This is a genomic window from Salibacter halophilus (assembly GCF_008806325.1).
Lineage (GTDB): Bacteria > Bacteroidota > Bacteroidia > Flavobacteriales_G > Salibacteraceae > Salibacter > Salibacter halophilus.
This window is the reverse complement of record NZ_WACR01000003.1, coordinates 49,131-63,729: the sequence shown is the minus strand read 5'-3', so window position 1 is coordinate 63,729 and position 14,599 is coordinate 49,131. Positions and strand designations below refer to the sequence as shown.

General features: G+C 40.2%; 11 protein-coding genes. 3 read left to right on the top strand and 8 right to left on the bottom strand.

Translation table 11 applies throughout. The annotated features are described in order from the left end of the window. Positions 1–27 precede the first annotated feature (27 nt). Positions 28–507, top strand: coding sequence for a DUF6495 family protein (locus F3059_RS03805; RefSeq protein ID WP_151166663.1), 480 nt, complete (start codon positions 28–30; stop codon positions 505–507). A gap of 86 nt (positions 508–593) precedes the next feature. Next, the gene (locus F3059_RS03800) at positions 594–2,708 is read left to right on the top strand and encodes an endonuclease MutS2 (RefSeq protein ID WP_151166661.1); all 2,115 of its coding nucleotides are present in this window, start codon (positions 594–596) and stop codon (positions 2,706–2,708) included. A gap of 51 nt (positions 2,709–2,759) precedes the next feature. Here the strand turns inward: F3059_RS03800 and azu are convergent, their stop codons facing one another. Beyond that, positions 2,760–3,302 (bottom strand): azurin, encoded by a 543-nt coding sequence (azu, locus tag F3059_RS03795; protein WP_223274533.1) that lies wholly within the window; start codon positions 3,300–3,302, stop codon positions 2,760–2,762. A gap of 202 nt (positions 3,303–3,504) precedes the next feature. Then, the gene (ettA, locus tag F3059_RS03790) at positions 3,505–5,196 is read right to left on the bottom strand and encodes an energy-dependent translational throttle protein EttA (RefSeq protein ID WP_151166659.1); all 1,692 of its coding nucleotides are present in this window, start codon (positions 5,194–5,196) and stop codon (positions 3,505–3,507) included. 122 nt (positions 5,197–5,318) lie between these two features. Here ettA and F3059_RS03785 point away from each other — a divergent pair, with 122 nt between their 5' ends. After that, positions 5,319–7,352 (top strand): heavy metal translocating P-type ATPase, encoded by a 2,034-nt coding sequence (locus F3059_RS03785; protein WP_151166658.1) that lies wholly within the window; start codon positions 5,319–5,321, stop codon positions 7,350–7,352. A gap of 950 nt (positions 7,353–8,302) precedes the next feature. On the opposite strand, the gene F3059_RS03780 is transcribed toward F3059_RS03785, so the two are convergent. From F3059_RS03780 to F3059_RS03755, 6 genes are all read right to left on the bottom strand, one after another. Then, positions 8,303–9,166: a restriction endonuclease gene (locus F3059_RS03780; protein ID WP_151166656.1), complete on the bottom strand. Its 864-nt coding sequence runs from the start codon at positions 9,164–9,166 to the stop codon at positions 8,303–8,305. A gap of 131 nt (positions 9,167–9,297) precedes the next feature. Beyond that, a complete protein-coding gene (locus F3059_RS03775; protein ID WP_151166655.1) occupies positions 9,298–11,103 on the bottom strand; it encodes a DUF6119 family protein in 1,806 nt (601 codons plus the stop codon). 396 nt (positions 11,104–11,499) lie between these two features. Then, a complete protein-coding gene (locus tag F3059_RS03770) occupies positions 11,500–11,940 on the bottom strand; it encodes a DUF4145 domain-containing protein (RefSeq protein ID WP_223274532.1) in 441 nt (146 codons plus the stop codon). Further along, complete coding sequence (locus F3059_RS03765) at positions 11,937–12,512, bottom strand: hypothetical protein (protein ID WP_151166653.1); 576 nt, start codon at positions 12,510–12,512, stop codon at positions 11,937–11,939. Before F3059_RS03765 ends, F3059_RS03770 begins: the two co-directional genes overlap by 4 nt. A 157-nt stretch (positions 12,513–12,669) precedes the next feature. Next, positions 12,670–13,215, bottom strand: coding sequence for a lysozyme inhibitor LprI family protein (locus tag F3059_RS03760; protein ID WP_170265023.1), 546 nt, complete (start codon positions 13,213–13,215; stop codon positions 12,670–12,672). 322 nt (positions 13,216–13,537) lie between these two features. Continuing rightward, the gene (locus F3059_RS03755) at positions 13,538–14,437 is read right to left on the bottom strand and encodes an ORF6N domain-containing protein (protein WP_151166649.1); all 900 of its coding nucleotides are present in this window, start codon (positions 14,435–14,437) and stop codon (positions 13,538–13,540) included. Between the last annotated feature and the right edge of the window lie 162 nt (positions 14,438–14,599).

Below are 14,599 nucleotides of genomic sequence, written 5' to 3'. Positions count from 1 at the left end.
CCCCACCTTTGCACAAAATCGACAACTTTGAAATTCAGAAGACTGACAAATCGCGAGCTGGAAGCGCTCGAAAAAGATTTTATCACATTCCTGGCGGCTAACAGCATTACGGCTGCAGACTGGGAAAAGCTCAAGAACAATGAACAGGAAAAGGCCGATGCACTCATCGAACTGTTCAGTGATGTTGTGTTTGAAAAGGCTTTTTTGAACTGCAAGTGCCTCGAACAGGTTGGCTCGCACGAGTTCCGCACGTACCGTTTTTTCGATGAAGAAGTAAAAATGATCGCTGTGCGAGTTTCCCGTGATCTGACCGTAAACCTCACAAAAGGCAAACTGGGCGATACGCTCAAAGACTTGCTGAATGACAAAACTGATTCTGTCGAGATTTACGAGGCCACTAAAAAGTACAACAAGCTGCGCGAACAGGAAATGTTTGAGATCATGGAATCAGGTGCTTACATGGCTAATGACGATCTCTACAACCAACTGAAAGAACTCATTTCATAAATTGCGGGCAATCACTCAAAACAAAACGCTGTTTCTTGCGTCTATTCACGAATGCACTTTCTTTGCAATAGATTTACGATGACCGCATGAGTACCATAATTTCCAATCAAAATCAAAGGGATTTAGAGTTTGACAAACTGCGCGATTTGGTAGCGGATTATTGCGAAACCAACACCGCTGCTGATATCGTGCGCCACCTCTCTCCTATGACCAACGTGAAATCACTGGAGTTCGAACTCACGTGTGTCAAAGAATACGTTGAGTCATTTGAGGAAATTACGATTCCGGGTATTCAGAGCGGAGAAATCAAAACTGAACTCAAGCGTCTTCAGATAGACGATGTTGTTCTCGAAGCCGAGCAATTCATGAACATCGCGTCATTGTCGCGCGGAATCAACAGGCTCATCGTGTTTTTCCAAAAGAACGAAGAGCTCTATCCCACTCTGGCTAAGCGAATCGCTCACCTCGAACAGTCGAATGAAATTGTGGCGCTGGTAGAAAAAGTACTCGACCGTCACGGAACGGTAAAGTCCTCAGCATCACAAACTCTCAGTCAGATCCGGAAATCACTGCAATCGGTGCGGAAAAGTGCCGAGCGCGAATTTCAAATAGCTCTGTCCCGCTACCGCGATGCAGGATTTCTTGACGACACCAAAGAAACGTACATCAACGGAAAACGTGCATTGGCAGTACCGGCCGAGCACAAACGCAAGATCAAAGGCATGATTCTGGGCAGTTCAAACTCGGGTAAAATTGCCTTTATAGAGCCTCAGAGTGCTATTCCGCACAACAATGAGCTGGCAATGCTCAAGCAGGAAGAACAGGACGAAATCTACCGCATATTGCGTCAGCTAACGAATGACATCAAAGTCCATGTCCCTGTTTTGGAAGCCTATCAGCACGTACTGGTCGACATGGACTTTGTGCAGGCAAAAGCGCATTTCTCAAAACGCATCAACGGCATTTTGCCCGAGCTGCGCCCCGATGAACTGCACATCAACTTTCAAAAGTGTCTGCACCCGCTGTTGTGGCTCAAGAATGAGGAAAAGAAAGTAAAGACTATTCCGCAAAATATCGCGCTCGACAAGGAAAAACGCATTCTCGTGATCTCCGGTCCAAACGCTGGCGGTAAAAGTATTTCCCTCAAGACTGTTGGATTGTTGCAAACCATGTTGCAAAGCGGATTGCTCATTCCGGTTGAGGAAGGATCGAGCTGTGGTATTTTTGGTCAGATCCTGACCGACATAGGCGACAACCAGAGCATTGAGAACGAGCTCAGCACTTACAGCTACCGACTCAAAAACATGTACCACTTCCTCACTGTGACGAACAAGAAAACACTATTCCTGATCGATGAGTTTGGTACTGGGTCAGATCCGGAGCTGGGTGGTGCACTGGCCGAGGTGTGTTTTGAAGCACTCTACAAAACCGGAGCTTACGGAGTCATCACCACGCACTACGCCAATATCAAAATCATTGCCGATCAGCTCGAAGCAGCTCATAATGGCAGTATGCTCTTTGATCGCAAAACGCTGATGCCGCTCTACAAGCTATCGGTTGGTCAGCCCGGTAGTTCGTTCACTTTTGAAGTAGCTGAGAAAAACAAAATACCAAAGGAAATCATCAAAGAAGCGCGCAGCCGCGTGCACTCAGGCAAGCTCGACCTCGATGAGTCAATCGGTACGTTACAGCGCGAGAAATTGGCTCTGACCGAAAAGAAAAACGAGCTGCAGAGCAAAATAGAAAAAGCAAAACGCTCAAAGGAAGATTTTGAATTCAGACGTGAAGAACTCGAATTTAAACTCCTCAGACTCCAGCAAACGCAGCAGGAGAATAATGACTTCATCAATTTCGGCAAAAAACTGAAAGGGTTTATCGATTCCTACAACGGTAAGAACCTGAAGAAGGTGATCAGAGATTTTGTGAAATTCCTCAAGATTGAATACACCAAAAATCAAAAACCTGAACAGCAAAAAGAGAAGCAAAAAAAGAAGTTAGCACCTATTGAAAAGCAACGGGAAAAAAGCGATTTGATCAAGCCTAAAAAACGAAAGTATCAAAAGATTGAGGTGGGCGACAAAGTAGTGATTGAAGGTGGAAGCCAAAAAGGAGAAGTCATTGATATTGAAGGAAAAAGAGCTACTGTACTGTTCGGAAACTTTAAGACCACGGCAGACCTCAAAAAACTCCACCAGGCATAAAAAAACCGACTCGTGAAAGTCGGTTTTTTTAAGAAATATTGTGCTTAATCCTTACGGCTTCTTCACGATAAATTTACCATTCATTGAAGCGTAGTGTCCGGGGAAGCTGCACATGAAATCGTATCCGCCAGCTTCAGGAGCTTCAAATTCGATCGTTGTTTCTTCGCCACCGCCAAGAAGTTTAGTGTGTGCAATGATGTCTTCACTTCTGTCTGCGGGAATGTGATCGTTTTCAATTCCGTTTTCCATTCCGGCAGCTTCAGCGCCAAAAGCAGCTTTGTCAACACCTTTAGCTAAGAGTACCCAGTTGTGACCCATTGCTTTTTTCGTCATTTTACCAACGTGCTTGAGAGTGAGTTTTACAGTTTGACCTTCATAAACCTCAATCTTTTTCATGTTGAACTTCATTTGGTCATCACCTTCAATAGTGATTTCAACTGTTTCAGGAACATCTTTCTCAGCTTTTTCCTGAGTCTTTTGTTCGATCTTCATTCCTTCATCTTTAGAAGAATCTTTTTTAGACTCTCCTCCACCGCCTCCGCAAGAAGCGAGTAGCATTGTAGCTGCTGTAATAGTTAGAAATACCTTGTTCATAGTTTTTAAATTTTGTTCAAAATTAACATTTGAGTTTTTAACTCAATGTGACAAAAATCATATTTCGCTTTATCGTATTATTAATTGCTGTTATAACAGGTTTAACCAGGATTGGTTCAGAGAATTCAAGGTAAAATAAATGATTTTAAACCATTGAATAATCTTACAAAAAAAGCCTCTGAAATTCAGAGGCTTTCGAGTATTAATCTTCTTTAGTGAGCTTTTTGTATTTGAAGCGTCTGGGCTCAACATCGCCCATTCTTTTGCGCTTATTCTCTTCGTACTCAGTAAACGAACCTTCGAAGTAATAAACCTGTGAATCCCCTTCAAATGCAAGAATGTGCGTACAAACACGATCGAGGAACCAGCGGTCGTGTGAAATAATCACGGAGCAACCCGCAAAGTTATTGATCGCCTCTTCGAGCGAGCGCAGCGTATTCACATCGATGTCGTTAGTAGGCTCATCGAGCAACAGCACATTCGCCTCCTGTTTCAAACTCATCGCGAGGTGCAATCTGTTTCGTTCTCCTCCGGAAAGCGTTCCCACTTTTTTCTGTTGGTCAGATCCATTGAAATTGAAACGCGAGCAATACGCACGGCTATTAATCGAGCGACCTCCGAGTTCGATGTGTTCATTACCGCCCGAGATCACTTCCCAAACTGTTTTTTCAGGATCGATATCCTCATGGCTCTGATCGACATAAGAGATCTCAACTGTATCGCCAATGCTGAAGTCTCCAGCATCAGGCTGTTCCTTTTCCATAATCATCCTGAAGATCGTAGTTTTACCGGCACCGTTTGGACCGATAATCCCAACAACTCCTGCAGGCGGAAGATCGAAGTTCAAGTCTTCGTAGAGCAGTTTATCTCCATAAGCCTTTTTGACGTGCTCAGCCTTGATCACTTCATTCCCGAGGCGCGGCCCTGGCGGAATCCATATCTCGAGATTCTTTTCTTTCTCTTTGACGTCCTCATTGAGCATTGTCTCGTAATTCTTGAGACGTGCTTTCGATTTTGATTGTCGTCCTTTTGGTCCTTTACGAACCCATTCGAGCTCTTCTTTGAGTGCTCTCTGACGCTTTGTCTCCTGCTTTTCTTCCTGCTCTAAACGTTTTGATTTTTGCTCGAGCCAGCTCGAGTAATTTCCCTTGAACGGAATGCCTTCACCTCTATCCAGTTCGAGAATCCATCCTGCAACATTGTCGAGGAAATAACGGTCGTGCGTTACCGCGATTACAGTTCCTTTGTACTCCTGCAAGTGATGCTCTAACCACAGTACCGATTCAGCATCGAGGTGGTTAGTAGGCTCATCGAGTAAAAGAATATCAGGCTTTTGTAGTAGCAAGCGACATAGCGCCACACGCCTTTTTTCACCACCTGAAAGGACTTCTATTTTCTTGTCTTCATCCGGACAATTGAGTGCATCCATCGCGCGGTTGAGCGTTTGATCGATTTCCCACGCTCCTGATGAGTCTATTTTATCCTGCAGTTTGCCCTGGCGCTCCATGAGTTTTTCCATTTTATCGGGATCTTCATAGACCTCAGGCTTTTCAAACTGCTTGTTGATATCTTCATATTCTTCAAGGAGCTTGATCGTATCAGCAACTCCTTCTTTCACGACCTCTTTTACCGTTTTCGCTTCATCTAACTCAGGTTCCTGCTCTAAAAAGCCAACAGAATAACCCGGTGTAAACACAACATCGCCCTGGTAGCTTTCATCTTTTCCGGCAATAATGCGGAGGAGCGTTGATTTACCGGCACCGTTTAAACCGAGAATACCGATCTTGGCTCCGTAGTAAAAGCTCAGGTAAATATCTTTGAGAACCTGTTTATTTGGCGGGTGTATCTTGCTGACACCCTGCATCGAAAAAATAATCTTTTTATCGTCAGACATTGGAAGTGTTCGTTTAAAAATTGCGAGGGCAAATTTGCAACAATTTTGTTGAAAGGTTGCACAGCAGGTACTATTGTCCGCAGAGCTTTTAAATGTTGCTACATATTTTTAATTTTGAAAGCATGAATCATCAACATCACCACGAACACAAAGAGCACAATCACGATAATCATAAAGATCACGAACACCACGATCACCACGACCATCACGCTCACATGATCGAAGATTTTAAAAAGCGATTTTGGATATCGCTGATCATCACTATTCCAATTGTCTTTATCTCTCCCATGATCCAAAACCTGTTTGGTTTTTCCATCGAGTTTACGGGAGACAAATACGTGCTATTCGGTCTTTCAACGGTCATTTTCATTTACGGAGGAATGCCTTTCCTCAAAGGGTTAAAAGATGAAATCAGTGATAAACAGCCCGGCATGATGACTCTGATTGCACTGGCTATTGCAGTCGCCTATTTTTACAGCAGTGCAGTCGTTTTTGGTCTCAGTGGAAAAGTATTTTTTTGGGAACTCGCCAGCCTTATCGATATCATGCTTTTGGGACACTGGATTGAAATGAAATCGGTTATGGGCGCTTCCAATGCACTGGAAGAACTAGCCAAACTGATGCCCTCCACTGCCCTTCGCTTTACGAGCGAGAATGAAACTGAGGAAGTTGAAATAACAGATCTCAAACAAAATGACGTCATACTCATCAAACCTGGAGCTAAAATTCCGGCTGATGGTATTGTGAAGGATGGTCAGAGCCATGTCAACGAATCGATGCTCACAGGTGAATCCAAACCTGTGGCTAAAAGCGATGGTGACGAAGTCATCGGAGGATCAGTAAACGACAATGGTTCGCTAAAAGTAGAAGTCCAAAAAACGGGTGACGATTCCTACCTGTCGAAAGTCGTGAACATGGTACGCGAATCACAGCAAAAGAAATCCAAAACCCAAAACTTTGCTGATAAAGCAGCGGGATGGCTTTTCTACCTCGCTTTGGGAGCCGGAATTATCACGCTTATCGTTTGGCTGGCAATTGGTAAGCCATTTGATTATTCACTCGAACGGATGGTAACGGTGATGATTATTTCGTGTCCGCACGCGCTCGGACTCGCAATTCCGCTTGTGGCTGCCATTTCCACTTCTCACTCGGCAAAGCACGGGCTACTGATCCGCAACCGCACAGCCTTTGAGAATGCCAGGAAACTCTCTGTCATTATTTTTGATAAAACGGGAACGTTGACCAAAGGCGAGTTTGGTGTCACGCGTTTTAAGAGTGTTGACGAAAAGCTGTCAGACGATGAGCTCATCGCCCTGGCTGCGTCAATCGAATCACACTCTGAACACCCGATAGCGAGCGGAATACTGAAGAAAGCTGAATCCCTGGATCTGACCATTCCCAACTCTTCAGATTTTGAAAACATCACAGGAAAAGGAGTTCAGGCAAAAGTTGACGGTCAGAGCACAATCATAGCCGGCCCGGGTTACCTGAGCGAACAAGGAATCGAAGAGCCTGAGGGATCGTTCGGCTCTGACCATGACGAGGCTGAGACCGTGATTTATGTCATCAGGGAGAAATCCGTTTTGGGTTACATCGCGCTGGCAGATGAAATACGACCCGAATCGGCTGATGCGGTTAAAACGCTACAGGATGACGGGATAAAAGTCATCATGGCTACCGGAGATAACGAAGAGGTTGCAAAAGCTGTGAGCGATAAGTTACAGCTCGATGGTTATCACGCTGGGGTATCACCTGAAGATAAGAGCTCGATCATTAAAGAATTACAGGACAAAGGCGAATTTGTAGCCATGACAGGAGATGGTGTCAATGATGCTCCTGCCCTGGCTCAGGCCGATATTGGCATAGCTGTAGGTTCAGGAACTGATGTGGCTGCTGAAACAGCAGATATCGTGCTGGTCAACAGCAACCCTGAAGATATTGCTTCACTGATCCTCTTTGGCGAAGCGACACACAAGAAAATGGTTCAGAACCTGTTTTGGGCTGCCGGTTACAACATTGTTGCTGTTCCGCTCGCAGCAGGCGTTCTTGCCTGGGCAGGAATAGTTTTGAGTCCGGCTGTGGGCGCTGTCCTCATGAGCCTGAGTACCGTGATTGTAGCGATCAATGCACAATTGCTGAAGAGGAGTTTGAGGTGAAGGGGTTGGGGTTGGTTGAATAGGCAAATTTCACCAGTTGAACTAGTCTTTCTTAAAGCTTGTCTGGCTTATTTTTTATTAGACTTATTTGGCAGTAGTACTTTTTCAATTAAACTTTTCTTTAATCCAATTCTAGTCATGCTTAATATACTGTCAGAGAGCAGTTTTATAATTATCAGTTCTATTAGCCCAATTGTTATGGCTATTTCGAACTCATATCTAGGGAAGTTCAGTTCAAGAACAGGTTCATATACTTCATCGTATAAAAACCCAATTACCATGAAGCTTATAAATCCTACCAATAAGAATTGGAGTATAGTTATAGTCCAATTATATCTGGAAGTTAAAATGATAAAACCCAAATAACCTATTATAAATAGATAAAGGAAATACCAACCAATAACGTCTACAATGAGTTGAATAATCCCATATATTACAAAGAAGATAATAAGACATGTCAATGATTGAGTAATTAAGGATTTCATTTCAAGTCAGTCCATTTTTGGTATTGTCAGAAGTAGCCAAAGCCAAAATAAAGCCCAAACTAGACCAATAGAGTTAAGAATTAGGAGTCCAATACTCTTTTTATATTTTATTGTGTAGCCTAATACAGAACTTAGAGTTAACAAATTGATTGACAATGAAATTGGTAAGATTAACAGTCCATACCCCATTGCTCCGCCTGAGCTTTTTATAGTAATGAAACTGAAAGGTATAAAATAGAAATTCGTCAAAAGGATAAGTGTCGATATTGTGAAATTAGCCTTTTTCAAATCAATATATGGTTGAATGTTTGCCATTTATATTACTGCCAACGTTTTGTGAAATAACTTTAGTGTTCCGAAGCACTTACCTATCAACCGAGTACGAAGTTTATTTAGTCCACTAAATTCTCTGAAACGTTATCTACCCTATGTTTTTTATACCTTATTGCACTGCATATCAAGGTTTCAAATTTTCATAAACCAGTCTTGATTAACCTTTACCTCTTCAACCATTTCTACCTCCACACCCAAATTCAATTCCTTTAATCTCTCAGCGAAATCATTACCATCAATTAAGTCAATGGGAGTTGCTCCATCTCTTTGAGCTTCCTTTTTAGCCTCTCTTGTGAAGCTTCCTGTTGTCATTATCAATCCTTTGTCAGCCCGGCCTATCATTGCTCCTCTAAAGTCACGGATTACAGAGGAAGAGACTGAACCTTGATATCTTTTAGCCTGAAAAACTACGTGAAATGAAAGCACTCCACCAATTTTTATAAGACCTTTACCGTCAATCCCCCCATCATTTGTTTTGCCAGTTACTTCAACATTTACAAATCCAAGTTCACGGAGCAGTCTCTGGCATAGTCTTTCAAATTGGTCTGGATGTATATTTTTTATTGTGTCAATTAGTTTATCTTGCCATGAGAATTCTTCAATCTCTTCAGTAGTCTCTTTAAGTTCAGGTTTTTCGCTTTTATCATTTTCCTTTTGAAGCCTTTCTTCTCGATCTTTCTTTACTACTGTTCTTTTAACTTTTTCCTGGTCAACTTTAGTGATTTTCTGTCCATTTTCTGTCAATGCCCATACTCCCCTGGAAGAATTTTCAAGCAGTCCGTATCTTTTCAAGTAGTTTCTTGCCCATGCTAACCGATAAGTCAATTTAGTAGTGCTTTCTCTATGAATTTCATTAGCTGCTTCCTCACTTAAATTAAGAATTTGGGTGACTTCTTCTTCAATTTCACTTACTGATCCAGACCCACCCAATTCTTTCAATGCTTTCAAAGTTGGATTGAAGAGATCATCATATTTATATTTAAAATATTTATCCATTAATTATTGTCTTTATTTTAATGCTCTTTAATGGTCTATAGTATGAAACGCATGGCATTTCGGAGCTGCGTACTTGTCCACCGAGACAAAGTTTACTAAGAATCCATAACATGTGTAAATTACTGTCTTCGCTATATCCCCCCATTCTTGGCGTTAGTTTTTTTATTACTTCTTCTTATTTGGTGCACTACAAGATCAAAATAGTCTGCTCGTAAATCACTAGAACATTGGACGAGTGAAAATTTAGTAATATTAGAAGTAAAACTATCTATGTTGTCTTCCACCAATAAGTCATCTTTTAAATGTGACGTAAATGCTAAAACGAAGACTATTCTCTTATCAAATAACTTGATAAATTCAGAAATAGTCATTGAATTTGTACTAAGTCTTTTTTCTACTAATTTGTAATAAATCTTTTCTAAAAGCGATTTATCAGAAGTTCCTAGTACATCTTTGAGTCTTCGAGCTGAAATATTAATTTGATTGTGAAGTTCTCTCATTTTTGACTCAAATCCATATTTAACATGAGTCAAGTATAAAGTATCATCAGTATAGTAAAGGATGTCACATAGCTCTAGACCATCAACGATTATAGTATCAAGCACGAAATAATTTTCGTGACCATTGTACTGTAAATTATAGTCACCTTCCTTCGTTACAATTTGCTTGTCCCATGGAATGGTCAATATTTCTGATGGTGCTTTATATGTTTTCAAAATGTGTAATGCACTAGTCCTAAGATCTTGGACAAATGAATTTCTTAAATTATACCATTTTGTATCTACAAGAAAATATGGTCGATTCAGAACATTTAATTCCGTTGTAATGTGAAATAGAAAACTAGCTCCAATAGTCGCCTTATTATTTTTAACACAAGTAACTCTTGCTCCTTGGAGAAATACCATGAAATTAAACCTGTCATTTTCACCATGTAGTTCTACTGCACGAGTCAGTACTGCATCGTATATTTCTCTTCTATTTGTTACTGTCTTAAAGGTTTTATAGCCTTTGTTTTTAGTTTTCTCTTTCAAGTCATAACTGTCCGCTTCATAAAATTGCTCAATATCATTTGGGTTGCTAAAGTCATGTTCAAATCGTCTTATATTCGGGTTGTTTCTTCTGCCTAAACCTTGGATGTCGTTAAATATGTTTTTGATTAACTCAGGATATAGGAACTCTCTTATGAACTTTTGGTCATCGATTTCCTTGTATGAACTCAGATAATCTGAAGGAGCTAGTTCTGATATTACGTCCAACTCACTGAATAATTGATGAAGCTTGTAGAAATCTACCGATTTTTTAATTTTAAATGATTTGCCGACACCAATTTGTATAGTTTCATCTGACTTTCCTTGGAGGAAGGAAAAATGTAAGCTAGAAGTTTCAGAACTTAGTATGAGGTTTATTTCCTTAGGGATTTTCCCAAACTTAATGAAGTCAATAATTCTATAGTTGTCCCTAAAATGTTCGCTCAAACCTGCTCTATATCCTGTAATACCTCGTGATTTGATGGATGAGAGTTGGTCTGATTCAGGTTTCATTATCCTTGAGTATGTATTCAGTCCAAATGAGTGATTTATAAAGGGAACAACCATTCTGTAAGCATTTCCACCAATGACACAGTACAGTTCAATAGGTGTCCGCGCAAATAGAATTAACGAAAGTTTTTGTTGTGTGAAATCAGAATTATGTGTCAGTTCTTCAGGTAAGAAACCCTGCCAATCTGAAATTATTTCATCTGTATTGAAAAGGTATAAGTAATAAGATATATCGTCTTTTTCAAAACGATTTAAGTTCAAACCTTTAGGGGCATTTTTTAATTTTAGTTTCTTTTGGTAGGTGTAAATTATTGTTTGAATAATAGACTCAGTATCGACTTTGTTTTTTAGGTCAATGTGGTTGCGATTTATCTGATAAATTTTAGGGTTCTGAGTCATTTTTTCAAATTAACGCCAACGTTTAGTATATGGCAAGTAGGTCGATAGAAAGTGATAAACTTTCAAGTTTGCACTGAGCCAAAGCGTTGTATTTTATTTTTAATTTATTCATTCTTAAAAGCCAAATCAATGATTTGGCGGTGTTGGTAAATAGCACTAAACTTTCGTTAACCACCGAACGCCCTATTTGCTATATACAGGTTGGGCACAGTTATTTTTTATCTCTATCACTTATACCTTTCACTTTATCTGTGGGCAGCTCTTTGTATATTCCACTCACTCGATTTGGTAGTGCAATCATATATTCCACTATTATATTTGTTAAGTCAAAAAGCTGACTTACCGTCTGTGGGTTGTCTGTATCTATTTGACCTGGATGAACAGCATCGTTACCTGTTACTCGGACGATATCAAGAGATTGCTGTACGATATTAGGTAATCCTTTTTAACTAAGTTTCCAATATCAGTATTGATATTCTTACCAGGTTCACCTAGTTCCTTGCAAAGAATCTGAATTGATAACCTCAGTAATACAGCTGCACCTCTAGGTGATTTTGTGTGAATGGCGGCTGCTTCTCTATATAGTTTGAGGACAGGTTCAGGCATTTCAGGGTTAGGAAAAGGTGCATTCCCTGTATCTGGAAAAAACATTTTATCTTCTATCCAAACTGAACTTTTGTTGCAATGTTGACAAATCCCTACTCTTAGCGGATTATGCTTAGGTTGAGAGTGTTCGCCTCCGCTCCATTGTCTGTTCCACCAATTTTGCATTGCAATTGTACCGCAGTGTGGGCAGGTAAATGACTTGCTATATACTTCTGGTTGAATATATTTCATGATTGTTTTTCAAGTTTTTTATCTCTTTCTAGTTTATATTCATTTCTAGGCTTTTCACATTTCCAAGCCAAAAATCGTAACCACCAAATCTCATAAAACCTAGGTGAACGTCCATTTAAATAGCATTTGCGTATACAGTTGTCTAACGCATCCCCAAGGTTACTTCCCCTTTTTACGGTTTTTTTAGATACTTCGTCAGATTCCAATGTGTATTGAGTGTAATCAGGTAATCTAGTTAGCACCTTTATTGGCTTGTCCAATCCCCATAAAGCATATCTTATCTTAGGTCGCAATGCCTTTAGTTTCATTTTTGCTTTGTTAGCTTTATCAGTCCAATTGCTACGGCTTTCAGGAGTTTTATTTTTTAGCAGAATATTACTTATCGCAATTAGCTGATGGACTGAATCAGCAACATCATAGATGAACTCTTCCAATGATTTTCTTCTAGCGCTTCTTATTTCACTTTTTCGATTAAAGAAGAGCGTAAGCATTAAGGTGAAAATCGAAATTACGGCTGCTATTCCTGCTGCTATTAATGTTGCAATGCCTTTATCTATTTTTCCTAACTCCATTTAGTTCTTTATTTTGTCCAACGTTTTGCAGCTAAGAAACGTGGGCTCTAAAAAGCTCATTTCTGTCCTGGCAAAATCAAACTTGCTAAGTGCAGTAGACTTGCGTAAGTCTATTGTCTATATATATTTTATACCAATTGTTGGTTGTAGGCCTTTTTTATTCTAGTTTCCTACTCAGGTATCTGTATAACTCAATCACTCTATCTCTAGTAAGGTCCAAAACTCTTACAGCTGCAATCACTCTTTGAATAGTTCCTCCACCGGAATAGTAATCATTCATCAGAACACCATTTAATTCTAACTCGGAGTCTCTAAAGACAATCCAATTTCTTTGAGATTTTTTCAATATTTCCTTGTCTTCTTCATTCAGACTTTTCATTAGAATTTTATAATATTTATTCAGTAGTTCGTCATACTCTCTATTTGCATCTAGAGCTGCGGTTACCATTCCGTTCGTAGAATAGTCAATATCTAGTTTGAGCCGTTCTCTTTCTTCAATTTTTAATGTGTCTACTCTAAACTCAACAAGCAAATCATCTGAAGTCATCTCATTCTTTGTCAGGGTCTCCTTCAATTCTTGAACTTTAATTTGAATTTTCTTTTCAATTTCAGTTGAGTCAAGCATTGTCAATTGTCTTGGTGTCTGCCCATAAGAATCAAATCCAAATGTCAGAGATATTAATATTGTCAGTAGAGTCTTCATTTTAAGCATGCTAAAACTCCCTTAAAAGCCAACCTACAGCAAACTCACCCTCAATTAAATTGAAGCTCAATTAACTTTTAAGGATTTTTAAAATTCATTCTTTCAATTCCAAAGCGATGAGAATTGATCTAGCTTTTGAATTGGGTTAAGTCGGGTAAAAATATAAAATGATGTGGAATGTATGGCTTTGAGCGTTCGTTTTTTGGTGTTAGTTGAATGAATTGGCCGTAAACCAAGGAATACAATTAGCTTTATTCCTGCTTTGATGTCAGAAAATGTGGTTACTGATATTCTTTCGACTCACATTTCCACTGGCTCAATGTCACTCATCAATCTTTACTTTTTGAAGGTTTTCTAAAATCATCTCCGTCATCCCTTCCATCTTCGAAAAAGCAAACCATTTTTTGCCCAGGTCTTTCAGCGATGCGCCAAAGTGGTAGCCTTCTTTTTCATCCAGAATCAGAAAGCGATCATGTGCTTCTGTGAACTTAACCACCTTGATCTCGGGGTATTGGCTGTTGTGCTTTTTGAGGTCGAGCTGAAGTTGCTTAGGGATGCTTTTGGTGTAAATAGTAGCGCTGACGCCTTCACTTCGCTTGCTCAAAAGAGTCAATACGGTATCGTCTACGTAGTTATCAATCAGAATAATGGATGTATTGGCTTTTCGAATAAGTTCTGCAGTAAAAGCGTAGGCATCGTACATCTGCCCATTGAAGAAAATCCCCTGATTGGGTAGTTTGTTTCCGGATTCCAGTGCCTTGAATACTTCCTCAAAACGTTGATCTGTTGCCAACTGGAAATGAAGCTGTTTTTCTTCTAATCCATCAAGTCTTTGAAATAGCCCTGCATTTTGGGAAATAAACTTTCGCATCTGTACAAACGCATCCATAATTTGGATACTGACCTGTATGGCTGTTTTGCTGCGCAATACGGCAGAAAGCATGGATACACCCTGCTCTGTGAACACGTAGGGTAAGTACCTTCTGCCACCATGACCACTTGAGGTCGCAATTTGCGACTTCAAGGAATCGTATTCCTCAGCAGTGAGTTGAAAACGAAAATGTTCAGGGAATCTGTCTTCATTGCGCTTTACCTGCTCATTGAGGCGTTTTAATTCTACCTGGTACATCTCTGCCAGGTCACTGTCAATCATGACCTGCATCCCACGAATGGTGAAAATGCGGTCTTGAATGTGTGATATGGCAATTTTATTTTTACCCATCGGGCAGTTGAACTTTAATCGTACTACGGTTCCGCTTCCAGTTTATGATTTAAGAAGGGTAAATATACAAAACGATCCCGTAAAGTACAGTGCTAAGCGTTCGTTTTTTGGTGTTGGTTGAATGAGTTGGGCGTAAGCCAAGGGATGCAATTGGGCTGGAGC